This window comes from Vibrio quintilis, assembly GCF_024529975.1.
Lineage (GTDB): Bacteria > Pseudomonadota > Gammaproteobacteria > Enterobacterales > Vibrionaceae > Vibrio > Vibrio quintilis.
The window spans coordinates 883,755-909,032 of record NZ_AP024897.1; the positions used below are offsets into that span (position 1 = coordinate 883,755).

At 44.3% G+C, this 25,278-nt stretch carries 23 protein-coding genes; 12 read left to right on the forward strand and 11 right to left on the reverse strand.

Translation table 11 applies throughout. The features are described 5' to 3' along the window. Positions 1–18 precede the first annotated feature (18 nt). The 4 genes from ileS (at position 19) to ispH (ending at position 4,954) form a co-directional block, all read left to right on the forward strand. A complete protein-coding gene (gene ileS / locus OC443_RS04275; protein WP_073580150.1) occupies positions 19–2,883 on the forward strand; it encodes an isoleucine--tRNA ligase in 2,865 nt (954 codons plus the stop codon). A 14-nt stretch (positions 2,884–2,897) separates the two neighbouring features. Then, positions 2,898–3,386: a signal peptidase II gene (lspA, locus tag OC443_RS04280; RefSeq protein WP_073580149.1), complete on the forward strand. Its 489-nt coding sequence runs from the start codon at positions 2,898–2,900 to the stop codon at positions 3,384–3,386. Between the two features lie 140 nt (positions 3,387–3,526). Further along, a complete protein-coding gene (fkpB, locus tag OC443_RS04285; RefSeq protein ID WP_073580325.1) occupies positions 3,527–3,955 on the forward strand; it encodes an FKBP-type peptidyl-prolyl cis-trans isomerase in 429 nt (142 codons plus the stop codon). Positions 3,956–4,003: 48 nt separating this feature from the next. After that, positions 4,004–4,954 (forward strand): 4-hydroxy-3-methylbut-2-enyl diphosphate reductase, encoded by a 951-nt coding sequence (gene ispH / locus OC443_RS04290; RefSeq protein WP_073580148.1) that lies wholly within the window; start codon positions 4,004–4,006, stop codon positions 4,952–4,954. A 63-nt stretch (positions 4,955–5,017) separates the two neighbouring features. Here the strand turns inward: ispH and OC443_RS04295 are convergent, their stop codons facing one another. Then, complete coding sequence (locus OC443_RS04295) at positions 5,018–6,499, reverse strand: carbon starvation CstA family protein (RefSeq protein WP_073580147.1); 1,482 nt, start codon at positions 6,497–6,499, stop codon at positions 5,018–5,020. Between the two features lie 325 nt (positions 6,500–6,824). On the opposite strand from OC443_RS04295, the gene OC443_RS04300 reads away from it, so the two are divergent. Then, positions 6,825–7,166: a DUF2799 domain-containing protein gene (locus OC443_RS04300; RefSeq protein ID WP_073580323.1), complete on the forward strand. Its 342-nt coding sequence runs from the start codon at positions 6,825–6,827 to the stop codon at positions 7,164–7,166. Positions 7,167–7,170: 4 nt separating this feature from the next. On the opposite strand, the gene murQ is transcribed toward OC443_RS04300, so the two are convergent. Both murQ and OC443_RS04310 read right to left on the reverse strand, forming a co-directional pair. Beyond that, positions 7,171–8,097, reverse strand: coding sequence for an N-acetylmuramic acid 6-phosphate etherase (murQ, locus tag OC443_RS04305; RefSeq protein ID WP_073580146.1), 927 nt, complete (start codon positions 8,095–8,097; stop codon positions 7,171–7,173). Between the two features lie 10 nt (positions 8,098–8,107). Continuing rightward, positions 8,108–9,229 (reverse strand): anhydro-N-acetylmuramic acid kinase, encoded by a 1,122-nt coding sequence (locus OC443_RS04310; protein ID WP_073580145.1) that lies wholly within the window; start codon positions 9,227–9,229, stop codon positions 8,108–8,110. A 118-nt stretch (positions 9,230–9,347) separates the two neighbouring features. On the opposite strand from OC443_RS04310, the gene nagZ reads away from it, so the two are divergent. Beyond that, entirely contained in the window at positions 9,348–10,343 is a 996-nt protein-coding gene (gene nagZ / locus OC443_RS04315) for a beta-N-acetylhexosaminidase (RefSeq protein ID WP_073580144.1), read from the forward strand. Here nagZ and btsR read toward each other — a convergent pair. Beyond that, complete coding sequence (gene btsR / locus OC443_RS04320; protein ID WP_073580143.1) at positions 10,340–11,053, reverse strand: two-component system response regulator BtsR; 714 nt, start codon at positions 11,051–11,053, stop codon at positions 10,340–10,342. The genes nagZ and btsR overlap by 4 nt on opposite strands. Positions 11,054–11,062: 9 nt before the next feature. Continuing rightward, positions 11,063–12,730, reverse strand: coding sequence for a sensor histidine kinase (locus OC443_RS04325; protein WP_073580142.1), 1,668 nt, complete (start codon positions 12,728–12,730; stop codon positions 11,063–11,065). A gap of 241 nt (positions 12,731–12,971) precedes the next feature. On the opposite strand from OC443_RS04325, the gene OC443_RS04330 reads away from it, so the two are divergent. Then, the gene (locus OC443_RS04330; RefSeq protein ID WP_073580141.1) at positions 12,972–14,042 is read left to right on the forward strand and encodes a 3-deoxy-7-phosphoheptulonate synthase; all 1,071 of its coding nucleotides are present in this window, start codon (positions 12,972–12,974) and stop codon (positions 14,040–14,042) included. A 15-nt stretch (positions 14,043–14,057) separates the two neighbouring features. Further along, positions 14,058–15,185 (forward strand): bifunctional chorismate mutase/prephenate dehydrogenase, encoded by a 1,128-nt coding sequence (gene tyrA, locus OC443_RS04335; RefSeq protein WP_073580140.1) that lies wholly within the window; start codon positions 14,058–14,060, stop codon positions 15,183–15,185. A 39-nt stretch (positions 15,186–15,224) separates the two neighbouring features. Here the strand turns inward: tyrA and OC443_RS04340 are convergent, their stop codons facing one another. Together OC443_RS04340 and ettA are read right to left on the reverse strand one after the other, a co-directional pair. Next, the gene (locus tag OC443_RS04340) at positions 15,225–15,599 is read right to left on the reverse strand and encodes a PilZ domain-containing protein (RefSeq protein WP_073580139.1); all 375 of its coding nucleotides are present in this window, start codon (positions 15,597–15,599) and stop codon (positions 15,225–15,227) included. Between the two features lie 100 nt (positions 15,600–15,699). Beyond that, positions 15,700–17,367 carry an energy-dependent translational throttle protein EttA gene (gene ettA / locus OC443_RS04345; RefSeq protein WP_073580138.1) on the reverse strand — a complete coding sequence of 556 codons (1,668 nt, stop codon included), beginning with the start codon at positions 17,365–17,367 and terminating at the stop codon, positions 15,700–15,702. Between the two features lie 229 nt (positions 17,368–17,596). Here ettA and OC443_RS04350 point away from each other — a divergent pair, with 229 nt between their 5' ends. Together OC443_RS04350 and trpR are read left to right on the forward strand one after the other, a co-directional pair. Further along, positions 17,597–19,555 (forward strand): transglycosylase SLT domain-containing protein, encoded by a 1,959-nt coding sequence (locus OC443_RS04350; RefSeq protein ID WP_073580137.1) that lies wholly within the window; start codon positions 17,597–17,599, stop codon positions 19,553–19,555. Between the two features lie 58 nt (positions 19,556–19,613). Beyond that, positions 19,614–19,925 (forward strand): trp operon repressor, encoded by a 312-nt coding sequence (gene trpR, locus OC443_RS04355; protein WP_073580136.1) that lies wholly within the window; start codon positions 19,614–19,616, stop codon positions 19,923–19,925. 55 nt (positions 19,926–19,980) lie between these two features. Here trpR and yjjX read toward each other — a convergent pair whose 3' ends face one another. The 4 genes from yjjX to OC443_RS04375 all read right to left on the reverse strand — a co-directional run bounded on the left by yjjX (position 19,981) and on the right by OC443_RS04375 (position 23,308). Next, positions 19,981–20,511, reverse strand: a complete 531-nt coding sequence (gene yjjX, locus OC443_RS04360) for an inosine/xanthosine triphosphatase (protein ID WP_073580135.1) — start codon at positions 20,509–20,511, stop codon at positions 19,981–19,983. Positions 20,512–20,521: 10 nt separating this feature from the next. Next, positions 20,522–21,694, reverse strand: a complete 1,173-nt coding sequence (pheA, locus tag OC443_RS04365) for a prephenate dehydratase (RefSeq protein ID WP_073580134.1) — start codon at positions 21,692–21,694, stop codon at positions 20,522–20,524. A gap of 227 nt (positions 21,695–21,921) precedes the next feature. After that, positions 21,922–22,248, reverse strand: a complete 327-nt coding sequence (gene hpf / locus OC443_RS04370) for a ribosome hibernation-promoting factor, HPF/YfiA family (protein ID WP_073580133.1) — start codon at positions 22,246–22,248, stop codon at positions 21,922–21,924. Between the two features lie 331 nt (positions 22,249–22,579). Beyond that, the gene (locus OC443_RS04375; protein WP_073580131.1) at positions 22,580–23,308 is read right to left on the reverse strand and encodes an outer membrane protein assembly factor BamD; all 729 of its coding nucleotides are present in this window, start codon (positions 23,306–23,308) and stop codon (positions 22,580–22,582) included. 199 nt (positions 23,309–23,507) lie between these two features. Here OC443_RS04375 and rluD point away from each other — a divergent pair, with 199 nt between their 5' ends. Both rluD and pgeF read left to right on the forward strand, forming a co-directional pair. Beyond that, entirely contained in the window at positions 23,508–24,479 is a 972-nt protein-coding gene (rluD, locus tag OC443_RS04380; RefSeq protein WP_073580130.1) for a 23S rRNA pseudouridine(1911/1915/1917) synthase RluD, read from the forward strand. Positions 24,480–24,484: 5 nt separating this feature from the next. Further along, the gene (gene pgeF / locus OC443_RS04385) at positions 24,485–25,207 is read left to right on the forward strand and encodes a peptidoglycan editing factor PgeF (RefSeq protein ID WP_073580129.1); all 723 of its coding nucleotides are present in this window, start codon (positions 24,485–24,487) and stop codon (positions 25,205–25,207) included. Positions 25,208–25,278: the final 71 nt, after the last annotated feature.

A 25,278-nucleotide genomic window follows, 5' to 3' on the forward strand; every position in this document is an offset into this window, starting at 1 on the left:
TAACGGAATTAAGAATCGATGAGTGAATATAAAGATACCCTGAATTTACCTGAAACAGGGTTTCCAATGCGTGGTAATCTGGCTAAACGTGAGCCGGAAATGCTGAAACGTTGGTATGATGAAGATTTATACGGTGAAATCCGTAAAGCAAAAAAAGGCAAAAAATCTTTTGTACTACACGATGGTCCTCCATATGCTAATGGTGACATTCATATTGGTCACGCTCTGAATAAGATTCTTAAAGACATTATTATCAAGTCCAAAACGCTTGCTGGTTTTGACGCGCCTTATGTCCCTGGCTGGGATTGTCATGGATTACCCATTGAGCTCATGGTTGAAAAGAAAGTGGGTAAACCCGGGCAAAAAGTGACGGCAGCAGAATTCCGTGAAAAATGCCGTGAGTATGCTGCGGGTCAGGTTGAAGGTCAGAAAGAAAGCTTTAAGCGTCTTGGAATTTTGGGTGAATGGGATAAGCCTTATCGCACAATGGATTTTGCAACAGAAGCAAACATTATTCGTGCATTAGGTAAAATTGCCGATCAGGGCCATTTACTCAAAGGCTTTAAGCCGGTTCACTGGTGTACAGACTGTGGCTCTGCACTGGCAGAAGCTGAAGTTGAATATAAAGATAAAGTCTCTCCTTCAATCGATGTCCGGTTCAAAGCTGCTGATGAAGCAGCTCTGCTGGCTAAATTTGCTCTGAATGAAGGGCATGAAGGTGAAGGTGATCTTTCAGTTGTTATCTGGACAACGACACCGTGGACTCTGCCTGCAAACCGGGCGGTTTGTTTACGCGATGATCTTGAGTATGTCCTGATTCAGATTGAAGCTGATTCAGCAACTGGCCGTGCAGCTGAGAGAGTTATTGTTGCATCTGAGCTGGCCAAAGATGTGATGGATCGGGCTGATATTGCTCATTTCCATAATCTTGGTTTTGCGAAAGGGGTGGATCTGGAGTTAAGTCGCTTCAGGCATCCTTTTTATGATTTTACTGTGCCGGCTATTCTTGGCGATCATGTGACGACTGATTCAGGGACCGGGGTTGTTCATACAGCACCAGGTCATGGTCAGGAAGACTTTGCTGTCGGGCAAAAATATGATCTTGAAGTTGCAAATCCTGTGGGCTCAAATGGTGTATTTCTTCCGGATACCGAGTTATTTGCAGGGCAACACGTCTTCAAAGCAAATGATGCGGTGATTGCTGTACTGGAAGAACAAGGTGCGCTTTTACACCATCATGCATATGAGCACAGCTATCCACATTGCTGGCGTCATAAAACCCCAATTATTTTCAGAGCAACGCCACAGTGGTTTGTTTCAATGGATCAGTCTGGTTTGCGGAATAAAGCATTAGGTGCGATTCAGGATGTTCAGTGGATTCCTGACTGGGGGCAAAACCGTATTGAAGCTATGATCGAAGGCCGCCCTGAATGGTGTATTTCAAGACAGCGTACCTGGGGAACACCAATTGCATTATTTGTTCATAAAGAAACAGCTGAGTTGCACCCTGATACACCGGCGTTGATTGAAAAAGTGGCCTTGTTGGTTGAAGAAAAAGGAATTCAGGCCTGGTGGGATTTGGATCCTGCGACTTTGTTGAACCCTGAAGATTCTGAGCAGTATGAGAAAGTTTTAGATACGCTGGATGTTTGGTTTGATTCCGGCGTCACACATTATGCTGTTGTTGATAGCCGTGAAGAATTTAATGGTCAGCCTGCAGATATGTATCTTGAAGGTTCGGATCAACACCGTGGCTGGTTTCAGTCGTCTTTGATTTCATCCATTGCAATGAAGGACAAAGCACCATACAAACAGGTTTTAACTCATGGTTTTACCGTTGACGGACAAGGACGGAAAATGTCCAAGTCGATTGGTAATACGGTTGCTCCTAAAGATGTGGTGAACAAACTCGGTGCTGATATTTTACGCCTTTGGGTTGCTTCTACCGACTATACCGGTGAAGTCGCTGTCTCTGATGAGATTCTGAAGCGTAGCGCTGATGCGTACCGGAGAATCCGTAACACAGCACGTTTCCTGTTGTCGAACCTGAATGGTTTTAACCCTGAAACGGATCTTGTTCCGGTACAGGATATGATTGCATTAGACAAATGGGCTGTGGGTCAGGCTTTAGCTGCTCAGGAAGAGATCATTAAAGCATATGATACGTATAACACACATGCGGTGATTCAACGGTTAATGCATTTCTGCTCGATTGAAATGGGTTCTTTTTATCTGGATGTGATTAAGGATCGTCAATATACGGCGAAGCGTGGCGGTCACGCTCAGCGTAGTTGCCAAACAGCTCTGTTTTATATTGCCGAAGCGCTGGTTCGCTGGATGGCGCCTGTGATGTCATTTACAGCCGATGAAATTTGGTCTGAGATGCCGGCGAAACAGGCGAATGGTGAATCACGGGATAAGTTTGTTTTTACCACTGAATGGTATGACGGACTGGTCGGCTTAGAAGATGGCGATGCATTTGATAATGCATTCTGGACAGACATTCAGCATGTACGTGGTGCTGTGAATAAATTACTGGAATCTGCCCGTAACGAAAAAACTATCGGTGGATCTCTTCAGGCTGAAGTGGTTCTGTTCGCTGATGATAAGCTGGCTGAAAAACTAAACCAGCTGGAAGACGAACTTCGTTTTGTTCTGCTCACGTCAAAAGCGACAGTCAAACCATTGGCGGAAAAGAGCCCGGGCGCACATGAAACTGAAGTGGAAGGTTTATTTGTTGAAGTGATGGCAACCGGGTACGAAAAATGTGAACGTTGCTGGCATCACACTGCGGATGTAGGTTCGGTTGAGGGACATGAGCATATTTGCGGGCGCTGCGTATCGAATGTGGATGGCGATGGCGAAATCCGCAAATTCGCATAAACTGGCGGACTAACATGACTGAACTGACATTGAAAAATTCGGGGCTTCGCTGGCTATGGCTGGCAGCCTTGGTTTTTGTACTGGATATTTCTGTGAAATATTTAGTGATGAATCATGTGGGCTATGGGTTTGCACACCGGATTGAGGTGCTGCCGTTTTTTAACCTGCTCTATGTTCATAACCATGGTGCAGCTTTTAATTTTTTGAGTGAACAATCAGGCTGGCAACGATGGCTCTTTTCCGGAATTGCCTTTGGTGTCGTGTTCATTCTGCTTTTCTGGATGAGAAAGCAAGCTGCTGCAGAAAAATGGAGTAATGTTGCTTACGCGATGATTATCGGCGGCGCTGTCGGAAATGTATTTGATCGGATTGTTCATGGATATGTTGTCGATTATCTTGATTTTTATTGGAAAAATTATCACTGGCCCGCATTTAATTTAGCGGATAGTTCCATTTGTATCGGAGCTGCCATGCTTATTTTTGATGGTTTTCGTAAAAAATAGAGCGATGACGACTCTGTTCAGATAATTCTGAATGAGTTCTGATATTGTTCAATAACCTTAAGCGCTGTCTGTTGATTCGGAGAGCGCTTTTTGTCATAAAGGGATCCACTTTTCCCTGAGAGGAAGCAAAAGTCATGACTATAAAAACAATACAAAAAGATAGTGCTGTTGCTCTGCACTTTACAATAAAACTGGAAGATGGCTCTGTGGCTGATAGTACATATCAGATGAATAAACCCGCCCGGTTGGTCATTGGTGATGGGAGTCTGAGCGATAATTTCGAGAAATGTCTGTTTGGGTTGAAAGCAGGGGAGAAAAAATCGATTGCACTTGAAGCTCAGGATGCATTCGGATTGCCTAATCCGGACAATATTCATCATATGGACAGAGCCCGTTTTGCGGGTCAGGAGCTGGAGACAGGTATTATAATGGCATTCAGCGGACCTGACGGGATGGAAATTCCCGGTATTATTTCTGAAATTAACGGGGAGTCTGTCACTGTTGATTTCAATCATCCGCTATCAGGGCAAAATGTTGTTTTTGATGTTGAGATTTTATCGGTTGATTAAACTTATATTACTGATGCCTGTCAGTAAAATTACTCTGTGAGCTGTAACATGAAAATATTATTAGCAAACCCCCGTGGTTTTTGTGCTGGTGTCGATCGGGCCATTAGTATTGTTGAGCGTGCTTTGTCGCTATATCAGCCACCGATTTATGTGCGTCATGAGGTTGTCCACAATCGTTTTGTGGTGGAAGATCTGAAACGGAGAGGGGCTGTTTTTGTCGAAGAGCTCCATGAAGTTCCTGATAATAATATTGTTATCTTTTCTGCTCATGGGGTTTCTCAGGCTGTAAGAAATGAAGCAAAAAACCGGGATTTAACTGTCTTTGATGCTACCTGCCCTTTAGTTACTAAGGTTCATATGGAAGTGGCCCGCGCCAGCCGGAAGAGCATGGAGGTGGTATTAATCGGACATGCCGGGCACCCGGAAGTTGAAGGCACGATGGGGCAATATTCGAGCGGGAGTGGTGGCATGTATCTGGTTGAAAATGCCGCGGATGTCGAGAAGCTGAAAGCGGTCGTAAAACAGCCGGATAATCTTCATTATGTCAGCCAGACCACATTGTCTGTGGATGAAACGGCAGGTGTGATTGATAAGCTCAGAGAAGTCTTTCCTGATATTCAGGGACCAAGAAAAGATGATATTTGTTATGCCACACAAAACCGGCAGGATGCTGTGAGGATGCTGTCTCAGCAGGTTGATATCATGATCGTTGTCGGATCCCGTAACTCTTCTAATTCAACACGTTTAAAAGAACTGGCTGAAAAGCTGGGAACGAAAGGGTATTTAACTGATCGTCCGGAAGATATTGAGGCTTCCTGGTTTCAGGATATTGAGACCATTGGTGTAACCGCCGGGGCTTCTGCGCCTGAAGAGCTGGTGAATCAAATTTTAGAGCGGATTCAGTCTTTGGGGGCGACTTCGGTTGAAGAAATATCCGGGCGGGAAGAAAATATGTTTTTTGAAGTCCCCAAAGAACTACAGATTAAGCAGATTATATAAATATGAAAAGAGTTCTTCATTGCAGAAGAACTCTTTTTTGTACATAGCTCATGACATCCAGGATTAAGTTGTTCTGGTCAGGTTTTCAGCTGTTTTGTTTGTTTCGCTCAGATCTTTGCCTTTTCTGGCTACCTTAATCACATATGCCAGTACAGCGATCGAACAGATAAAGCCAAGAATCGTCGATAGTTGCATCGGTAACCCAAATCCAAGCGTCTGACTGCTCAGGATAAAACTCACACAAACGGTCGTCATAAAGAGTGCGGGAATCGAGGTAATCCAGTGTAGCTTCTGGTGTCTGATCAGGTACGCAGATGCTGTCCACAACATGATGACTGCCGTACTTTGATTGGCAAAACCAAAATATCGCCAGATAATGCCAAAATCGACTTGCGTTAGTATTCCGCCAATTACAAAGAGAGGTAATGCCATCATCAGGCGGCTTTTTAACGTTTTTTGTTCGAGGTTAAAGTATTCTGCCAGAATGAGGCGACTTGAGCGGAAGGCTGTATCTCCGGAAGTAATCGGAAGAATGACCACCCCAAGAAAAGCAAGCACACCACCAAAAACACCAAGTAATCCAAATGATGAGGTGTAAACAACATTCCCAGGTCCGCCATGGCTGATTGCGTCAGCCAGACCGTCGATTGAATCAAAGAATGAAAGAGAAATGGTACACCAGATGAGTGCAATAATACCTTCACCAATCATTGCGCCGTAAAAGACAAATCGTCCGTTCTTTTCATTCTCCATACATCTGGCCATCAATGGAGATTGAGTCGCATGAAAACCAGAAATTGCGCCGCATGCAATAGTAATAAACAGAGCGGGCCAGAGTGGCATGTCATGCGGGTTCAGGTTGCTGAACATATCGCCAAATTGAAATCCCGGCATAATAGAATGCTCCCCGGAAAATGATATTGCGGTCATCAGACCCACAGACATGAAAATCAGCAAAGCGCCAAATATCGGGTAAAGACGTCCGATAATTTTATCGACCGGCACAATGGTTGCGAGAATGTAATAGGCAAAAATAAATACAACCATAATTCCTGTGCCGAGGTGAAGTGAGGTTTGCTCGTTGATCAGATTTGTGAGCATGCCTGCGGGGGCAGAAACAAATACCACACCGACCAGAATCAGCAGAATAATAGCGAATACATTCATGAAATGTCTTGCGCCATTCCCCAGGTACTTACCGGTTATACCAGGCACTGAGGCTCCATCATTTCTGACAGATAACATGCCTGAGAAGTAATCGTGCACTGCACCGGCAAATATACTGCCAATAACAATCCAGAGTAAGGCGGCCGGACCGTACAAGGCACCCATAATCGGACCAAAAATAGGGCCGACACCTGCAATGTTAAGAAGTTGAACTAAATAGACTTTTGAGGTTGGAAGTGGAACATAATCAACACCATCCTGCTGGGTATAAGCTGGTGTTGCCCGCTTTTCATTCACTCCGAAAATCCTTTCTATAAAGGTTCCGTAGATGAAATAACCGCCGACTAATGCGGCAAGACATATCAAAAACCACCACATAGTTATCTTCCTTCTGTTGCGCATAAAAAGAATGCATTATCCAGATTAAACGGGTAGAAAGATCAACGCATTTAAAACTCAATTGAATGGCCGTATAAGTATTTGAGTGGTTCGCTCAGCCATTAAGTGGTTTGCGGAGTCTGTTTCCGGAAAGCGGGATGGATTTACTCCGGTCCGGTGTGTTCATCTGACCTACAATGTAATGTATTTGATTGTTGACATTTCAGGTCGTTCATCTGCTGCTATTGGGATTTGTGGTGCGGCGAAGGAGCACTTGAGGGAATATCATAATGGTGGCATAGTTGTGGAAAACCTTGGAGTTGATATGAAAAATCCAGTTTGGTGCTTTGCTGTAGTTGTATTGCTTATTTCCGGGTGCTCTGGTTCGGATCCGGTGCAAACTGATAATTGGTATCGGGCCGGATACCGGGATGGCATTGCCGGCCATCATCAGCGTACTTATAAAGTTTTATCTGCTTTAGATGTTACTCAGCAATCAGATTATGACAAAGGTTACAGCGAGGGTATCAAGACTTTCTGTAATCCGGATTTTGCTTATCAGATTGGACTTTCAGGGCAATACTATGATGGTGTTTGCGATGGAACGCCAAGCGGCAACCGTTTCCGCCTTGAATGGCGGCGCGGCTGGCAGCAGTTTAATCAGTAAATACTCATTCTTCTGAAGAGCGCTGGATAGCTTTTCTTAAAAACCCCTGTGACTGAGATAAGGTCTTAATCGCTTCCGGGTAATCCATACCGGTGAGTTGCATCAGGATTGCGATTTTCGCATTATTTTGACTGATGGAGAGCAGTTTCTCCGCCGTCGGTTTATCGCAATCCGTTGCCTGCATCACTATTCTGATTGCTCTTGCTTCCAGTTTTTTATTGGTTGCCTGAACATCAACCATCAGATTCTGATAGCTTTTACCAAGGCGAATCATACTGGCTGTTGTCAGCATATTGAGGACCAGTTTTTGCGCCGTGCCGGATTTTAAACGGGTTGAGCCGGATAAAGCTTCCGGGCCAACAACCGGAGATATGGCTATTTTCGCTGTTTCAGCCGCTGGTGAATCAGGATTACAGGAGATAGCGATGGTATGGGCACCAATATGATTGCCATAATCCAGAGCGCCTAATACGTATGGCGTTCTGCCGCTTGCAGCTATACCAATTAATATATCTTTATGATTAAAGTTGATTTTTTTCAGATCTTCAGTTGCCGAAACAGTGGAATCTTCAGCGCCTTCCTGAGCTTTAAACATGGCTTCCTTTCCCCCGGCGATTAACCCGACCACCATATTATCCGGTACACCAAATGTTGGCGGACATTCAGCTGCATCCAGAACTCCCAGACGGCCACTGGTTCCTGCTCCGGTATAAATTAACCGCCCGCCCTGTTTAAAGGCTTCCGTGATCAAATCAACAGCGGTTGCAATCTGAGGGATTTGTTTCTCAACGGCAAAGGGAACCAGCTTATCCTGCTGGTTGAGGCGTTTCAGAATAGATGACGTTGATAACAAATCAATATCCATCGTTTCCGGATTACGTTCTTCAGAAACCAGCTGAGAAAGCGCTGAGAGCAATGCATCATTTGTCATAAATATCCTTTCAGGTTGCGCGATAGATAATTCCGAGAGACACCGCTTTTGATGCACCGGTTACTTCCGGGATATTGCCGGGAAGATGATGAATCCGTTGCTTTGCCAACCAGGCAAAAGCGATGGCTTCCATCGAATCACTACTAATACCATATTCTGATGTTGTTGTGATATGCCACTGAGTTAATTTTGTAGCTAATTCTTTCATGATAAGCGGATTATGGACGCCTCCACCGCATACATACACACATGGTTTGGTTCCTGTGACATAGCCGGTGATCTGTGCGCTGATCGTATCCACCGTTAGCTGGCATAAAGTTCGTTGTATATCTTCTGTCTTAATTGGGGTTTGTATCTCTTCTAAATGACGGTTGAGCCATTCCATATTGAAATATTCCCGGCCGGTACTTTTAGGCGCCGGCGCTGAGAAGTAAGGATCGCTTTCGAGTTTTTTCAGTAGTTCCGTATTTACCTGACCTGATAATGCCAGTGCTGCATCTTTATCATAAGCCGTGCCTGTATGCTGTTGACACCAGCTATCAATTAATACATTCCCCGGCCCGGTATCGTACCCCAAAACCGGATGTTCAGGCCGGAGCACCGAAATATTGGCCATACCTCCGATATTCAGAACAACCACCGTTGAATGTGTCTGAGATTGAAATACTTCCTGATGAAATGCAGGTACAAGAGGTGCCCCCTGACCTCCGAGTGCCATATCTTTTCTCCGGAAATCTGCAACCGTGTCTATGCCGGTCTGTACTGCAATAATATTTGCATCACCGAGTTGAATCGTAAAAGGTGTGTCTTGGTCCGGATGATGAAAGACGGTTTGTCCGTGACAGCCAATAGCCCGAATGTCTTTTGCCTGGTAAGGCGTTTGTGAAAGTAACTGATTGACTGCCTGTGAGAATAAATGACCCAACTGGTGATCCAATGTGCCGATAGTTTTTAAACTGGTGAATTGTCCGGTGCAGATGCTTAAAATTTGCTGACGGATATCGGGGGGAATCGGGTGACAGTAATCAGCGTATATCTGAACCTGATTATTTTCAAAGCCAGCTAAAACGACATCAATACCGTCCAGACTGGTGCCGGACATCACGCCTATATAAAGTTCTTCTGATTGCATGTTGGTTTCTTCTGTTTGGAATACCGGGTCAGAGATGAGATAAAAGCATTGTAATTGTATTTTAAACTGAATAATCTCACCAGATAAATGCAATATTGATGGTAATCAGGAGTTTGACATGGGGCCTTTATGGCTGGACATCAAAGGTTATGAACCGGATGCTGAAGAGAAAGAGATTCTGGCACATCCTGCAATTGGTGGCGTGATATTATTTACACGCAATTATCATGATCCACGGCAGCTTGAAGCTTTAACGCATGCTATCCGTCAGGCTGCTGGTTCTCCTGTGTTGATTGGTGTTGATCAGGAAGGGGGCCGTGTCCAGCGTTTTAGAGAAGGGTTCACCCGCTTACCGGCGGCAAGTCAGTACGCGACACAGAATAACGGGACAGAACTTGCAGCTTCAGGCGGTTGGCTGATGGCTGCAGAGTTGATTGCGTCTGGCGTCGACTTGAGCTTTGCTCCGGTTCTGGATGTCGGGTTCAGCTGTCAGGCGATTCATGATCGGGCATTTGGTGAAGATAACGATACAGTAAAACGGTTCAGTCAGGCTTTTTTGCAGGGGATGAGAAGCGTGGGAATGGCGACAACCGGAAAACACTTTCCCGGCCATGGCCATGTAATCGCGGATTCTCATCTGGAAACACCTTATGATGAAAGGACTGATGTCATATCGGATGATATGACCGTTTTTCGTTCACATATTGAGGCGAACCTGCTGGATGCGGTAATGCCTGCACATGTGATTTATCCGCACTATGATGACAAGCCTGCAAGTGGTTCTGAATTTTGGTTAAAACAGGTACTGAGACAGAAGCTCGGGTTTAACGGCATTATTTTCTCTGATGATCTGACCATGGAAGGTGCGTCGGTCATGGGGGATATTGTTTCAAGAGCACAGCAGGCACTCAATGCCGGGTGTGACATGCTGCTGGTATGCAATGACCGCCCGGCAACAGTCAGGCTGTTGGATAATCTGACTGTCTCCGGAGTGCCTGAAGCCGCGCATTTGCAAAGAAAACAATCCTTTTCCCGGAAAGAATTGTTGCGCACACCGGAATGGCGAAGTGCCAGTGAAGCCATGCAGCGCCTGTGTGATATTGAGATCAACTAAAATCCAAGGTTTTCCTTGAGATTTTTCAGGTGCCTTCTGCTGACCGGAACAGTATGCTGTGATTGGGTGATGACTTCTGCCAGACCATTTTCCAGTAATTTGATTTCCTTAATCGATTTGGGATGAATCAGGTACTGACGGTGACAACGCAGCAGTGGCGTTTTTTCTTCCAGATGTTTCAGTGTGAGTTGTGTTGTTGCCTGACGTTCATGTGTTTGAACATGAACACCACTGACGTCACTGTAAGCCAGCTCGATTTCATTGACGGGAATAATGACGATGCGGTTCAATCCGATACATGGAATCTGTTCCAGGGTTTTCGGAGTGATTGGTGATAAGTCCTGTTTTCTGGTGATGTCCCGTTGCAGACGTGTGATTGTTTTATGCAGCCGCTCTTCTTCTACGGGCTTCAGCAGGTAATCAAACGCATTATTTTCAAACGCCTGAATCGCATATTGTTCATAAGCAGTGATAAAAACAATCCGGGGAATGGTTTCCGGGTCGAGCATACTTAACAATTCTATACCGGAAATCTGAGGCATCTGAATATCCAGAAAAACGACATCAGGCTTATGCTGATGAATTTGTTTAAATCCATCAATTGCATTGCCGGCTTCACCCAAAATTTCTATCTGATCCGTCTCTCTGAGTAGCTGAATCAGTTCTGACCGGGCATGGATTTCATCATCAATTACAAGTGCCGTGATCATACATTCCTCTTAATATTCACTGGGCAATAAGAATTGTATTTTGGTAAATACATCGGGTTCAACAGAGGTTTGAAGTTGAGATTGATGTCCGAAATAATTAATCAGACGTTTATTCACCATTTTGATCCCCAGCCCGTCAGATGATGCATGATGGCTAAACTGACCTGCGTTATCTTCAACAATAATCAGTTCTCCTTCCTGAACAGGCTGGTTGTAAATGCGGACTTTTCCCCCTGTGAGTAAATGAGACGTCCCGTGTTTGATGGCATTTTCTACCAGCGGCTGCAGGGTGAAAGTAGGTAGCTGTCTTTCGAATAAAGCACTGTCAATATCGATGTGGACTTTCAGCCGGTCACTAAACCGGGCTTGCTCAATCATGAGATATGAATTGACGTGGGACAGTTCTTCACTCAGTGAAATTGTTTCAACGTTTTGTTTCAGGTTACTGCGAAAAAAACGGGACAGTTGCTGAATCAGTATTCTTGCTTTATCCGGATCAGTTCGCGTAATTGCGCTGATGGTATTGAGTGCATTGAATAAAAAATGCGGGTTGATTTGTGCCTGTAACAGCTTCATTTCCAGGCGGGAAAGCAGAATTTTTTTTTGCTGATATTCTCCATGCAGTATCTGGCTGGATAATAACTGGGCAATCCCTTCGGCCATCGACATGTTAATGGAAGAAAATAATTTACTCTTACGCTCATATAATTTAATTGTGCCAATGACCCGATCATCGACCCGGAGCGGGATGATCAATGCTGACCCCAGTTCGCATGACGCTGATAATGAACATTGATAAGGATTCTCTCTGCCATCCAGATAGATAATTTCATTTTTTTCAATGGCTTCTATGGTTTTATCTGATGATATTGGTGTATTAGGGCGGTGATGGTCGTCACCAACGCCGATGAAAGCAAGTATCTTATATCTGTCTGTAATGGAAACTGCCCCGACATTAGTTTCTTCATAAATAATCCGGGCAACTTTTTGTGCATGATGCCGGTTGAACTCATGAAATTGTATGCCAACTGAGCGCTCTGCGATTCTGAGAGCCTTGCGTGAAAAGGCCGCGGAATAGGCTTCATAAATGGATTTTTTATCCTGCAGAATGCTCATGAAAAGAGCTGCACCGACCGAGTTAGCTATCATCATTGGTGCTGCAATGGTGCTGACCAGTTCGAGTGCCTGTCTTTGAGGTTGTGCCACAGTGGCGATAATCAGCATCTGGATGATTTCAGCACAAAAAGTGACACTGAATACAACAGGGGTACTGAAGAGGCGTTCTTTCTTGAAATTTTTGAGCAAAAATAAATGAAGCAGCCCACCAATCAGGCCTTCAGTTGTGGTAGAGATAGCACAGGCAAGGTCGGTAAATCCGCCGAGCGTATAACGATGAATGCCGCCGGTTAATCCAACGGCAAATCCAACCACAGGGCCACCAAGTAACCCGCCCATCACAGCCCCGATAGCCCGGGTATTGGCAATTGCGTCGTTGATCTGTTGACCAAAATACGTACCCAGAATGCAGAAAAGGGAAAAAAGCACGTAAATGGACAGTTTATGCTCAAGTCTGGATGAAATATTTAATATCGGCAGGAAAAGTGGGGTCTTACTGAGCATATACGCCAAAACCAGATAGACACACATCTGTTGTAGCAAAGAGAGGATTAGGTCCATAGTTATAAAAGTCTCAATGAGCATCTGTCCTTGTAACTCTTTATTTTATATGAACCTTTTTCAGTAAGACATCTCTCATTGTTAGTTTTGTGAACAGAATGTTGTGTAAATATTTTTTTACATTTTATGTTTTTTATATTTTACACTTGAAAAGTTTGTTGTCGCTGTTAATTTATGGGAATGGATTGCTGCTGTTTATCAAGTGGCTTTAAAATTTGTACATATTATTTTACGGTGAGAGATGATGAGCGAATTGAACGATGTAAATATTATTGAGCAGCAAGTGCTGATTACCCCCGAACAGTTAAAAGATAAACTACCGTTGAGCGCTGAGGCACAAGCGTTTATTCACCAGTCACGTCAGACGATCTCCGATATTATCCATAAGCGGGATCACCGTCTGTTAGTTGTTTGCGGGCCATGCTCTATTCATGATTTAGATGCTGCTAAAGATTATGCCCGCCGCTTTAAAGCACTGGCTGAAGCTGTTAGTGATCAGTTGTTCCTTGTGATGCGGGTTTACTTTGAGAAACCGAGAACGACAGTTGGCTGGAAAGGTCTGATTAACGACCCATATTTAAATGGAACTTTTGATATTGAGCATGGCCTTCATGTTGGTCGCCAGCTTTTAGTTGAGTTAGCCGAAATGGGAATTCCTCTGGCAACAGAGGCGCTTGATCCAATCAGTCCTCAATATTTGTCTGATACATTCAGCTGGGCCGCCATTGGTGCCCGGACGACAGAATCTCAGACCCACAGAGAAATGGCCAGTGGCTTATCAATGCCAATTGGATTTAAAAATGGAACGGATGGTAGTCTGCTGACAGCAATTAACGCCATGCAGGCTGCATCTTCCAGTCACCGTTTTATGGGTATTAATGCGGAAGGGCAGGTTGCACTGTTAACCACTCAGGGCAATCTTAACGGACACGTGATTCTCCGTGGCGGAAAACAGACAAACTATGATTCGGTTTCTGTTGCTGAGTGTGAAGAAGAAATGCGTCAGTCAAAACTTGAGCCTTCACTGATGATTGATTGTAGTCATGCCAATTCCAGGAAAGATTTTCGTCGCCAGCCGTTAGTTGCTGAAGATGCATTTCGTCAGATCCGGGAAGGAAACCGCTCGATTGTCGGACTGATGATTGAAAGCCATTTAAATGAGGGCAATCAGTCTGCAGACCTGCCACTGGATCAAATGGAATATGGTGTCTCTATCACGGATGCATGTATTAACTGGGAGACAACCGAGACTTTATTACGTAAAGCTTGTGATGTACTTTCTCCGGTATTAGAAAAAAGGCTGCAGGATTAATTAAAGAGGTTGTTCATGACAGTTGAACTGAATGAGTTACGCGATCAAATCGATGAAGTTGATCAACAGATGATTGACTTGCTGGCTCGACGGCTGAGTCTGGTTGAAAAAGTCGGAGAAGTAAAAAGTCAGCATGGTTTACCGATTTATGTGCCCGAACGTGAGGCTGCAATGCTGGCTTCCCGGAGAGAAGAAGCAGAGGCTCAAGGTGTGCCACCTCAGTTAATCGAAGATATTCTTCGCCGGACGATGCGTGAGTCATATACCAGTGAAAAAGATGCCGGATTTAAGTGTTTGAAGCCGGAGCTGAGAACCGTAGTTGTTATCGGTGGTCATGGACAACTGGGGAGTCTGTTCACCCGGATGCTTAAACTTTCCGGTTACCGGGTTGAAGTGATTGGACGTAATGACTGGGACAAAGCTGGTGAACTGCTGGCTCAGGCCGGTATGGTTGTGGTGAGCGTTCCGATTCATCTGACCGTTGAGGTGATCGAAAAGCTGAATCAGTTGCCTGAAGATTGTATTTTGTGCGACCTGACTTCGATTAAGTCCAGACCGCTGCAGGCGATGCTGAAAACGCACCGTGGGCCGGTTGTTGGTTTACATCCAATGTTCGGGCCGGATATTCCCAGTCTGGCCAAGCAGGTTATTGTGTACTGTGATGGCCGGGGACGGGAACAATACCAATGGCTTATTGATCAGTTAGAAATCTGGGGGGCGAGTTTGTGCGCTGTTGATGCTGAATCACATGATCATGGGATGACTATGATTCAGGCGCTCCGGCATTTTACAACCTATGTGTATGGCTTGCATTTATCGAAAGAGAACCCACAACTGGCGAACTTACTCCAACTGAGTTCACCCATTTATCGTTTAGAGTTAATCATGGTCGGGCGATTGTTTGGTCAGGATCCAAATCTCTACGGGGATATAATCTTCTCTTCAGAAGAAAATACAGACATGATTCAGCGTTTTTATCAGTGTTTTACTGAGGCGATGCAGGTGATTGAGAAGCGGGATAAAAAGCATTTTGTTGAGAGCTTTACCCATGTAAGCCAATGGTTCGGAGAATACTCCCAGCAGTTTATGTCTGAGAGCCAGAACCTGTTGAAACATACAAGCGATACTATTCCCCGTCGCTGATATTAATAATGCAGACACTACTCCGGGAGCTTAATCCGTCTAATCTTTATCGTCACCAAGATCAGAAAGGTACTCCAGCTCCCGGTGAAGTAAGTCATCACTTCCGACATTTAGTTCGACCAGACGGCGCAGGTGGCTGATACTGTCTAAATCAATATGATCAATACTTGCCCGCAGAATATAATCATCCATTGAAATGATTTTTGCACTCATCCGGATTGAAATTTCACTCTCCGGAATCGGGAACTCAATCTCTACCTCTTTTTGTGGATTAAACCGTGGCTCATCGGTCACAGCCAGCAGAATGCCATGCAGAGATAAATCCCGGACAGTGGCTGCAATCCTGATTTGATTTTGAGTTACAAGTGCGGGTGCCCGGTAAAGGATTCGTGAAAAGCGACGTTTCTCAGCCATACATATTCCCTTTTGCTGTTTATCAGATGTTGAACTTCCGGTAATAAAAAAGGCTGCATTTCCATTATGCAGCCTTTATGAACAAGTCGGGTGTCAGAACTTATTTCGAAATCCGCTTGTATTTGATTCGATGAGGTTCTGCTGCCTGAGCCCCGAGAGTTTGCTTCAGCCACTCCATGTACTCAGTATAGTTGCCTTCAAAGAAGTTGACCTGACCTTCATCACGGTAATCAAGAATGTGTGTTGCGATCCGATCCAGGAACCAGCGGTCATGCGAAATAACCATGGCGCATCCGGGGAATTCAAGCAAAGCTTCTTCCAGAGCCCGGAGTGTTTCAACATCCAGATCATTGGTGGGTTCATCCAGAAGTAATACGTTCCCGCCGGCTTTCAGCAGTTTTGCCAGATGAACCCGGTTGCGTTCGCCTCCGGAAAGCTCACCAATGACTTTTTGCTGATCAACACCTTTGAAATTGAATCGGGAACAATAAGCACGTGCCGGGATTTCAAAGTTGTTAATTTTGATCATATCTGCACCTTCAGAGATTTCCTGGAAAACAGTTTTGCTGCCATCCATGCTGTCGCGGAACTGATCAACCGAAGCTAATTTCACGGTTTCACCAAGTTCGATTGTACCGGAATCTGGTTGTTCTGTGCCTGAAAGCATCTTGAATAGTGTTGATTTACCTGCGCCATTTGCACCAATAATTCCGACGATAGCACCTTTGGGGATACTGAAAGATAAATCGTCAATCAGAACCCGGCCATCAAAAGATTTGGTCAGGTTTTTCACATCAACAACTTTGTCGCCTAAACGTTCACCTGGCGGGATAAACAGCTCATTGGTTTCATTACGTTTTTGATGATCACTGCTTTGGAGCTCTTCAAAACGGGCCATACGGGCTTTTGATTTTGCCTGACGTCCTTTAGGATTCTGACGAACCCATTCCAGCTCTTTCTCAATCGTTTTCTGACGGGCTTTTTCCTGAGCAGCTTCCTGCTTCAGACGTGCATCTTTTTGTTCCAGCCAGGACGTGTAATTTCCCTGCCACGGAATGCCTTCACCACGGTCAAGTTCCAGAATCCATCCGGCAGCATTATCAAGAAAGTACCGGTCGTGGGTAATCGCAACCACAGTGCCGTTATAGTCACACAAGAATTTTTCCAGCCAGCCAACAGACTCTGCATCCAGGTGGTTGGTTGGTTCATCAAGCAGCAACATATCCGGTTTTTCAAGCAACAGGCGACAGATTGCCACCCGCCGGCGTTCACCACCAGATAAGACTTTGATCTTTGCGTCCCATTCCGGCAGCCGAAGTGCATCTGCTGCACGCTCAAGTGCATTGTCTAAATTGTGGCCTTCTTTAGCCTGAATTAAGGCTTCTAACTCGCCCTGTTCTTTTGCCAGAGCATCAAAATCCGCATCCGGAAGTGCATATTCCGCGTAGACTTCATCCAGACGTTTCAGTGCATTGGCAACATCTGAGACAGCTTCTTCAACCACTTCCCGTACAGTTTTCTCTTCATCAAGAACTGGTTCCTGGGGAAGGTAACCTACTTTCAGGCCGGGTTGAGGGCGGGCCTCTCCATCAAAGTCTTTATCAATGCCAGCCATCACTCGCAGTAAAGTTGATTTACCGGCACCATTCAGGCCCAAAACACCAATTTTTGCACCAGGAAAAAAACTTAGTGAGATATCTTTAAGAATCTGTCTCTTTGGTGGGACAATTTTGCTCACCCGGGACATTGTATACACGTATTCAGCCATTGCCGGTTTGTTCCTAATTCATTGCTGTAGATCAAAGCGTCTATTTTATACTAAATCACATAAATTTGTTAACTGAAGTCATCGATTTATGGGGCTTTCATAAGGATCCTACCGGGTTGCCTGCGGGAAAAATAATTTTAATTTTCTGTGAATCCATGTGTTTTAATATGAAATAATTTTAGTTTTGTTAGTAAAATATACTTATGGGTTTTTTGGTGTTTGCAGTGACATGATGTCAAATCGGTTTGAAAGTTATTTGGTTGTCCTTTGTTTGATTCTCGCAGCCTGCTGTGTTGTTGTTTCTCCGGCTATCGCTGGTGGGAAGCTGAGTCTGGAGGAACAAAGGCAGTTGTATGATCAGGCGCAGCAGTGGCTGGATAATAAACACGTCAGGAAGTATTATCGTGTAAAGTCCAGGCTCGAAGCGTACCCGCTCACACCTTATCTCGATTATCGTTCTATTTTGATCAATATGGCGCAAAAGCCGCCAATTGTGGTTCGTAATTTCATTAACAGCCATGCCGAGTTTCCTTTTTCAAACCGGATTACAGCCCCTTATCTGGAAGCTTTGGCCAGACATAAAAAATGGTCTGTATTACTTCAGTTTCAAAGAACGGAGCCAAGACAGGAAAAGTATCGTTGCTACTACTATACAGCAAAGCTGAAGACCGGGAATAAACCGGAAGCTTTTCGTGGCGCTCAATCTTTATGGCTGTCAGGTAAGAGTGTCACTGATGAGTGTAATGAGTTATTTTCATCCTGGGAAAAATCAGAAGGGATCTCTGAAAAGCTGGTACTGGAGCGGATGTTTCTTGCCTTTGAGCAAAGACAATATTCACTAATGAGATTTTTAAAGAAAAAAATAATTTCAGACGATAATCAGAGTCTGGCCGGGATGTTATTGACGACTTACCGACATCCGGAGAATGTGGATCAATTCCTGAAGCATGGTCCGCTGAATGAGCAGATGCTCAGATTAGTGGGATTAGGGTTGAAGAAACTGGCATTTCAAAAGCCGGCCCTGGCCTACCAGTTTGTGCAGCAGGGGAAACTGAAGTATCTGGATTCAAAAGCCAGAACCGCATTTTTCGAATATCTTGCCGGAATATTACTTAATGAAGATGATATAAAACTTTCTGAATCGATGAAGAAGTGGCGGGACAATGTTATCTCTTCCAGCCAGAATACCCCCTTGCTTGAGCGACGGATACGTGAAGAAATCAGATATGGGAAATGGTCTGGTATTTATGATTGGGTTAATAAATTGCCGCACTCTTTACAGAGTACTGCACGCTGGCAATTCTGGCTGGGTTTAAGTGAAATTAAATCGGGTCAGGGAGCATCAGGGCTGGACAAGCTGGAACAGTTATCAGGAAAGAGAAATTTTTATAGTGTGGCTGCAGCCAGTTATCTGGATCAATCCTTTGCTTATACTGAGCAGCCTTTGGAATATAATCCTGCTTTAATCAAGCCTTACCAAACAAGTTTAGATCGGATTCAGGAGCTGATTGATCGGAATAAAACAGAGGCATCAAAAAGTGAATGGCGGTGGTTACTAGGCCGTACATCTCCCGAAGAGCAAATCGTTCTGGCACAATATGCAGCGGCTGCGCACTGGTATCATTTGACCGTTGTTGCAACGATTGAGGCTCAGCTGTGGGAACATCTGGAGCTCAGGTTTCCTAAGGCGTATTTGCAACTGTTTGAATTCTTTGCTGACAAATACAAGATCGATCCCGTTACATTAATTTCTCTAGCCCGACAGGAAAGTGCAATGGATGTACAAGCCTACTCTCCGGTTGGTGCCAAAGGGTTGATGCAACTCTTACCGTCAACAGCCAGGTATATGGCAAAGAAATACCAGCTGAATTACAAAAACTCCCGTGATTTGTTTAATGCGAAAAAGAACATTGAGTTGGGAAGCCAGTATTTAACAGAATTACTGGAACGTTACAATGGCAACCGGATTCTGGCATTTGCTGCTTATAATGCAGGCCCTTCAAGAGTTGATTTGTGGCTGAAACGTTCGTCAGGAAATCTGGATGTTTACCGCTTTATTGAAGCTATTCCATTCAGAGAAACCCGTGGTTATGTACAAAACATATTAATGTTTGAAACGTACTACCGCTATCTGCTTGATATGGAAGGTAATTTTTTGTACCCATCAGAACTGGAGCTGAAATACTGATTCCATTATGCAGAAATTTCTCTACAATGTTCCTGTGTATCACTAAACGAGTACATATATGTCCACTCAACCACAATTTACGGACTGGCAATCATTTCTGCAATTGGTGAAACAGGCTTCTGAACAGGGACATCTTGAGATGTTGCTTGCCATGATGATGACGACTGATGAGCGGGATACTCTGGTTTCCAGGATGAATATCGTCTTTGAGTTACTCAGCGGTGAGATGTCTCAACGTCAGATTAGTCAGATGCTTGGTGTTGGTGTTGCCACGATTACCCGTGGTTCTAACGGGCTGAAAGAATGTAGTGAGGAAGAAAAAGATACCTTGCTGTCATTGTTGTCAGGTTTGCGGACAGACACTGATTGACGGGGCAAGGCTCAGGAAGATAATGATTTATCTTCCTGGTTTATGCCTGGCTGTATCAGTTTTGGGTATTAAAAATCATGTCCTGATTCAGGAAGGGAACTAAAGCCAGAATTAATGCCTGATAATAAACAGAGCTTCTGGTCAGTCGTTGATTGGTGAATAAGCCAATCGCACCACCTTTCTGTTTTATGTTGTTCTCATTAAACAATGAGTCCATGATGTCTCCAAGTTCATGGCCGGTGTTTAGCTGCGCTGTAACTTCTTTGGGTAGCATCAGGCTGGATGAACGGGATTCGCCCCGGCGATCTTGTGATTCAATAACCATCCATGCGAAAGTCATCTCTTGCTCAATACCTGCTTCAACGCCCACATAATAGTCTGCGCCCGGAGAAGCCTGTCTGGCGTTTTTTACCCGGTTTAATGCCCCTAAACGTGTCTCTTCATCTGACATCGGTTGGTCCGGGACTTCACTGGCAACATCTATGCCTTTGAATTTAAAAGATACATCGGGAAATACTTCCCTGAATGCATCTTTTACAGCATTAACTTTTGCGGGATTTCGGGTGGCAATAATGACGTTAACCATGCTGTACCTTTTATTCAACCGTTGTTGGTTTAATGTTTTCAATCGGATAGCAACCCAGTACTTTCAGATAGTTGGTTAACTTCTGTAGTTCCTGCAATGCTTGTTGCATCGGTTCTGAGTTCAGGTGTACTGCAAGGTCAACATAAAACATCTCTTCCCACGGATTTCCCATGATGGGCCTGGATTCGAGCTTCGTAATATTGATACCTAATTTTTGTAGTACCAGTAAAGCAGAAACGAGAGAACCTGCCTTTTGTGGTGTAGACATGATGAGGGTTGTTTTTGCAGGAATCTGGTGTGAAACTTCAACTGCTTGTCGGGCGACAATAATGAAACGGGTATAATTTTCAGTTTGGTTGGCAATATTGCTTTTAATTGACTGAAGCCCGTATAACTTTCCGCTTGAGGCATTACCAATAGCAGCAACATTGCTATTGTTCATTTCTGCGACTTTCTGCATTGCATTTGCTGTGCTAATACAGGATTCAAGCGTAACATCCTTCATATGGCCGATGAACTCACTGCACTGCTTCAGAGGTTGCGGGTGAGAATATAGTACCCTGATATCTTCAATTGAAATTTCCTGAGTCGATAGCAGGCAGTGCTCGATGGTCAGTGTCAGTTCACCCACAATATGAAGTGTTGTGTTTTGCAGCAGATCATAGACTTCATTAATTGAGCCTGAACTGGTGTTTTCAATCGGTAAGACACCATAGTCAGCGTGTCCGGATTCAACAGTTTGAGTGATATCTTTAAAATGTTCAGAGTTCAACTCGACTAAATCCACATTTTTACGGCTGAAGTATTCACGGGTAGCCAGGTGTGAATAAGAACCTTTTGCTCCCAGAAAGGCTACCCGGCATTTAGGGCTTTGATCGGATGGTGGATTTTCTAAATTTTGCAGATAAGACTGCTGTAATAAAACCGAGTCTTCAATGATAGTATGAAAAATTTTCGTAATATAGGGGGCATCAAGCTGATAATGCTCATGACCGTTATGAATTAACTTAGTCAGTAGCTGTTGTTCTCTGACTGCGTCCCGTACTGGTTTGGATGTTTTAACTTTGTTTTTAACTACTTCAATACTTAGCTTTCTGCGTTCAGAAAGGAGTTGCAGGAGTTGATCATCCAGTTCATTAAGTCGCAGGCGGATATCTTCTAAAGAATACTTCTGGGAGGCCATTGATACCTTATTCCTCTATATAAAACATTCCATACTATAGTCTGGGAACTATTCGTCATGTCAGGTTCGTTGCACAGACATCACCCATGTTACTGATGAGCGATAGTTATGTCATGAATCAATACTAATAATTGGCTACAAATTCATGACACAATAAGCAAGGAGGCGTATGGCGTCAAGAAAAATAGCGCCGGTCCGGCGCTATTAAAAACAGATGGGAAATTTGATTATTCTGATGCTGTTTCAGCACTAATTTTCTCGCCTCGTCTTGCTTCAGGTTTATGTCTTAATTTATTCAGTTGCCGTTCTAATTTTTGTTCAACCTCATTGACGGCTGCATATAAATCTTCATGCACAGCAGAGGCAATTAACTGTCCTTTGGGTATTGAGATAACCGCTTCAAATTTTTTCTTTTTATTGGGCTCTTCCTGAAAACTGGTTTGACATCCAATGATATCGACCTGCCACTTTTCAAGCTTTTTCATTTTCCCTTCAATGTGATCGCGGATAGCAGAGGTGACTTCAATGTTTTTACCGATAATATTTACTTTCATATTGTTTTCCTCTGTGATTTCTCCCTATGGGTTAATTTCAGATTAACGTTTCAGGTAGAAATAAATGTGACAAGGTTCACTGAAATTGCCGTTCAATGCAGGGAGGTAATTAAACGTGATCCTGACCAAAGACTGAGAAAATTAACGCTTGAAAAAGTTGAGAATATTTTTGATGTCGATACTTTAAGGGGAGGTCGGGCTGAAAAATTCTGGTTTTTTAGGGATGTTTTTCGACCTGAGAAAACAAGCGCCCTATAATGATGGAATGATTTGATGAGGCAATTGATGCTCTCTTCTGAGTTTCATCAGAGAGCATCAGTAAAATCAGAGGTTAAGCCGGATTCAGTCCAATTAAATGACGGGTTCTTTCTTCCGCTTCTTTCAGACCAAGTCGTTTGTATGCTTCGGCCTGTATTTTCAGTGATTCTCTTGCAGATTCTGTATCCGGAAATTTATTTTGCAGTTCCTGACAGCGTTTAATGGCTGCTATCCATGCTTCTCTTCTCAAATAAAAATCAGCTGTGGCGAGTTCATATTTTGCCAGTCTTTTCTTCAGAGAGAACATCCGTTGTCGGGCATCTTTGGCGTAAAGACTATCCGGATAGCGCTTCACAAGTTTCTTAAAGTCAGCAAATGCATCCTGAACCGGCTCTGGATCACGATCAGAACGATCAGTGTTGAACAATTCGTGCATGTAATTGGTATCTTGTGCCGAGTTTGTTAAGCCTCTCATGTAGAGCACCCAATCCATTTTTTTGTGGGTTGGGTTGAGTCTGATAAATCGATCTATGGTCGCCAGTGCCATCGAAAGATCACCATTCTTGTAATACACGTAGATCAGATCGAGTTGCACCTGATTTGAATAAGGGCCAAAAGGATATCTGGAGTCCATTGCTTCCAGCTTTTCTATTGCCCGGTTCCACTTACCCTCTTGCAAAGAAGTCTGTGCATCTGAATAAAGTTGCGATGGGGGCATGTCTGGAACAATCGTTTTTTTGCTTGAACAGCCAGTCATAAATAAAGTCAGAGCAAGAAGACTTAATAACGCTTGATATTTCATGTCCGAAATGGCTTCCTTGATAGTCGAATAGTTCAGAAATACATCAGTGCTCAGATTGTTAAATATTAATCCGGCGATTACTGCGTATTATGGTAACTAAAATGGTTACGTTACTTTCTTTGTGGTAACAGATACAATAAAGATATTATTTTACCCATACCAGAGACTGTTAGTCTCTTAGTTTTTTTAAAAGTTCGATATGGCTCAGCAGATAGAATTAAAGAGTACAGTAAAGGTAACACAGTTAGGGCAACGTTTAGATCAGGCGATTGCTGAATTATTTACTGATTTTTCCCGTTCACGGTTAAAAGAGTGGCTCCTGGCCGGAAAAGTCTTAGTCGATGATGAGGTCATCATGAAACCCCGTCATAAGGTGATGGGTGGTGAGGAAATTACACTTCATGCTGAACTGGAGGATGAAGACCGCTGGGAACCTCAGGATTTACCTTTGGATATCGTCTATGAAGACGATGATATTCTGGTGATAAATAAGCCAAGAGACTTTGTTGTTCACCCCGGTGCCGGTACACCGGATGGAACCGTATTGAATGCATTGTTGTACTATTATCCGGATATTGCAGAAGTGCCAAGGGCCGGAATTGTTCATCGTCTGGACAAAGATACGACCGGTCTGATGGTTGTCGCAAAAACGGTTCCGGCTCAAACCCGGTTAGTCAGAGCATTGCAGAAACGGCAGATTACCCGTGAATATGAAGCGATTGCAACAGGGACGATGACCGCTGGTGGCGTTGTAGATAAACCTATCGGACGACATTCGACCAAAAGAACACTGATGGCTGTTACACCGATGGGAAAACCAGCAGTGACGCATTACCGTGTTGCCGAACATTTTCGTGAACATACACGAATTCGTTTGAGACTGGAAACAGGAAGAACGCACCAGATTCGGGTTCACATGTCTTCCATTCAGCATCCTCTGCTTGGTGATGTGGCGTATGGTGGCCGGGTTCGGATCCCTAAAGGTGCCTCTGAGCCTTTAGTCAGTTTGCTTCGCTCGTTTGATCGGCAGGCTTTGCACGCGGTCATGTTGAAATTTGATCATCCTGTAACGGGAGAACCGATGGAATTTCACGCGCCGGTTCCCGATGATATGGTCGAAATGACTGAAGCATTAAGAGATGATACAAATCAACATGGTTCAGAAGACTGAAAACTATGATCATACCTGAATGGAATGTACCTGCTTGTGTCCGCTCTGTTTCTTCAGTAAGGCAGGGTGGTGTATCTGTGGGTAAGTATGAGAGTTTGAATCTTGGCATGCATGTCGGTGATTCTCCGGAGAAAGTCCGGCGTAACCGCCAGATCATGATGGATCTGGCATCTATGCCGGGTGAGCCGGTCTGGCTGAATCAGACACATTCAACCAAAGTCATTCAGGTGGCGCAACCTTCAGGTATTGTTGCTGATGCAGATGGGGTATTTACAGAAACACCCGGTGTTGTGTGTGCAGTGATGACGGCCGACTGCCTGCCCGTTCTGCTGACGAATTCTGCCGGGAATCAGGTTGCTGCAGTTCATGCCGGCTGGCGCGGACTGGCTGATGGAATTATTGAGCAATGCTGTCAGTTGTTTTCCGGAGAAGTGATTGCCTGGCTGGGGCCGGCAATTGGTAAAGATGCCTTCGAGGTCGGAGAAGACGTTGTAGCAGCATTCGCTACCTTTGACAGAGAGGCAATCAATGCATTCATGCCACATCCTCAGTTGAAGGACAAATGGCTGGCCGATTTAACCTTACTGGCTAAGCAACGTTTAAACCGGCTGGGTGTGTCTGCTGTTTTTTCTGCAGATTTGTGTACTTTTAGCAATCCTCATCAGTTTTACTCTTACCGAAGAGATGGTGTGACAGGTCGGCAGGCATCATTTATTTGGATCACATAGCGTTTTTCGTTCAAAGTTCCTGCCTCTCCTCTTGAAAAACGCCGCAGACGTAGCCATTTTTCTAAACAGTA

What these genes read in the sequence shown, in the direction of transcription:
- ileS (WP_073580150.1), top strand. Translation starts at nt 19, where the DNA reads ATGAGTGAATATAAAGATACCCTGAATTTACCTGAAACAGGGTTTCCA.
- lspA (WP_073580149.1), top strand. Translation starts at nt 2,898, where the DNA reads ATGACTGAACTGACATTGAAAAATTCGGGGCTTCGCTGGCTATGGCTG.
- ispH (WP_073580148.1), top strand. Translation starts at nt 4,004, where the DNA reads ATGAAAATATTATTAGCAAACCCCCGTGGTTTTTGTGCTGGTGTCGAT.
- OC443_RS04295 (WP_073580147.1), bottom strand. Translation starts at nt 6,499, where the DNA reads ATGTGGTGGTTTTTGATATGTCTTGCCGCATTAGTCGGCGGTTATTTC.
- OC443_RS04300 (WP_073580323.1), top strand. Translation starts at nt 6,825, where the DNA reads ATGAAAAATCCAGTTTGGTGCTTTGCTGTAGTTGTATTGCTTATTTCC.
- murQ (WP_073580146.1), bottom strand. Translation starts at nt 8,097, where the DNA reads ATGACAAATGATGCATTGCTCTCAGCGCTTTCTCAGCTGGTTTCTGAA.
- OC443_RS04310 (WP_073580145.1), bottom strand. Translation starts at nt 9,229, where the DNA reads ATGCAATCAGAAGAACTTTATATAGGCGTGATGTCCGGCACCAGTCTG.
- nagZ (WP_073580144.1), top strand. Translation starts at nt 9,348, where the DNA reads ATGGGGCCTTTATGGCTGGACATCAAAGGTTATGAACCGGATGCTGAA.
- btsR (WP_073580143.1), bottom strand. Translation starts at nt 11,053, where the DNA reads ATGATCACGGCACTTGTAATTGATGATGAAATCCATGCCCGGTCAGAA.
- OC443_RS04325 (WP_073580142.1), bottom strand. Translation starts at nt 12,730, where the DNA reads ATGGACCTAATCCTCTCTTTGCTACAACAGATGTGTGTCTATCTGGTT.
- OC443_RS04330 (WP_073580141.1), top strand. Translation starts at nt 12,972, where the DNA reads ATGATGAGCGAATTGAACGATGTAAATATTATTGAGCAGCAAGTGCTG.
- tyrA (WP_073580140.1), top strand. Translation starts at nt 14,058, where the DNA reads ATGACAGTTGAACTGAATGAGTTACGCGATCAAATCGATGAAGTTGAT.
- OC443_RS04340 (WP_073580139.1), bottom strand. Translation starts at nt 15,599, where the DNA reads ATGGCTGAGAAACGTCGCTTTTCACGAATCCTTTACCGGGCACCCGCA.
- ettA (WP_073580138.1), bottom strand. Translation starts at nt 17,367, where the DNA reads ATGGCTGAATACGTGTATACAATGTCCCGGGTGAGCAAAATTGTCCCA.
- OC443_RS04350 (WP_073580137.1), top strand. Translation starts at nt 17,597, where the DNA reads ATGATGTCAAATCGGTTTGAAAGTTATTTGGTTGTCCTTTGTTTGATT.
- trpR (WP_073580136.1), top strand. Translation starts at nt 19,614, where the DNA reads ATGTCCACTCAACCACAATTTACGGACTGGCAATCATTTCTGCAATTG.
- yjjX (WP_073580135.1), bottom strand. Translation starts at nt 20,511, where the DNA reads ATGGTTAACGTCATTATTGCCACCCGAAATCCCGCAAAAGTTAATGCT.
- pheA (WP_073580134.1), bottom strand. Translation starts at nt 21,694, where the DNA reads ATGGCCTCCCAGAAGTATTCTTTAGAAGATATCCGCCTGCGACTTAAT.
- hpf (WP_073580133.1), bottom strand. Translation starts at nt 22,248, where the DNA reads ATGAAAGTAAATATTATCGGTAAAAACATTGAAGTCACCTCTGCTATC.
- OC443_RS04375 (WP_073580131.1), bottom strand. Translation starts at nt 23,308, where the DNA reads ATGAAATATCAAGCGTTATTAAGTCTTCTTGCTCTGACTTTATTTATG.
- rluD (WP_073580130.1), top strand. Translation starts at nt 23,508, where the DNA reads ATGGCTCAGCAGATAGAATTAAAGAGTACAGTAAAGGTAACACAGTTA.
- pgeF (WP_073580129.1), top strand. Translation starts at nt 24,485, where the DNA reads ATGATCATACCTGAATGGAATGTACCTGCTTGTGTCCGCTCTGTTTCT.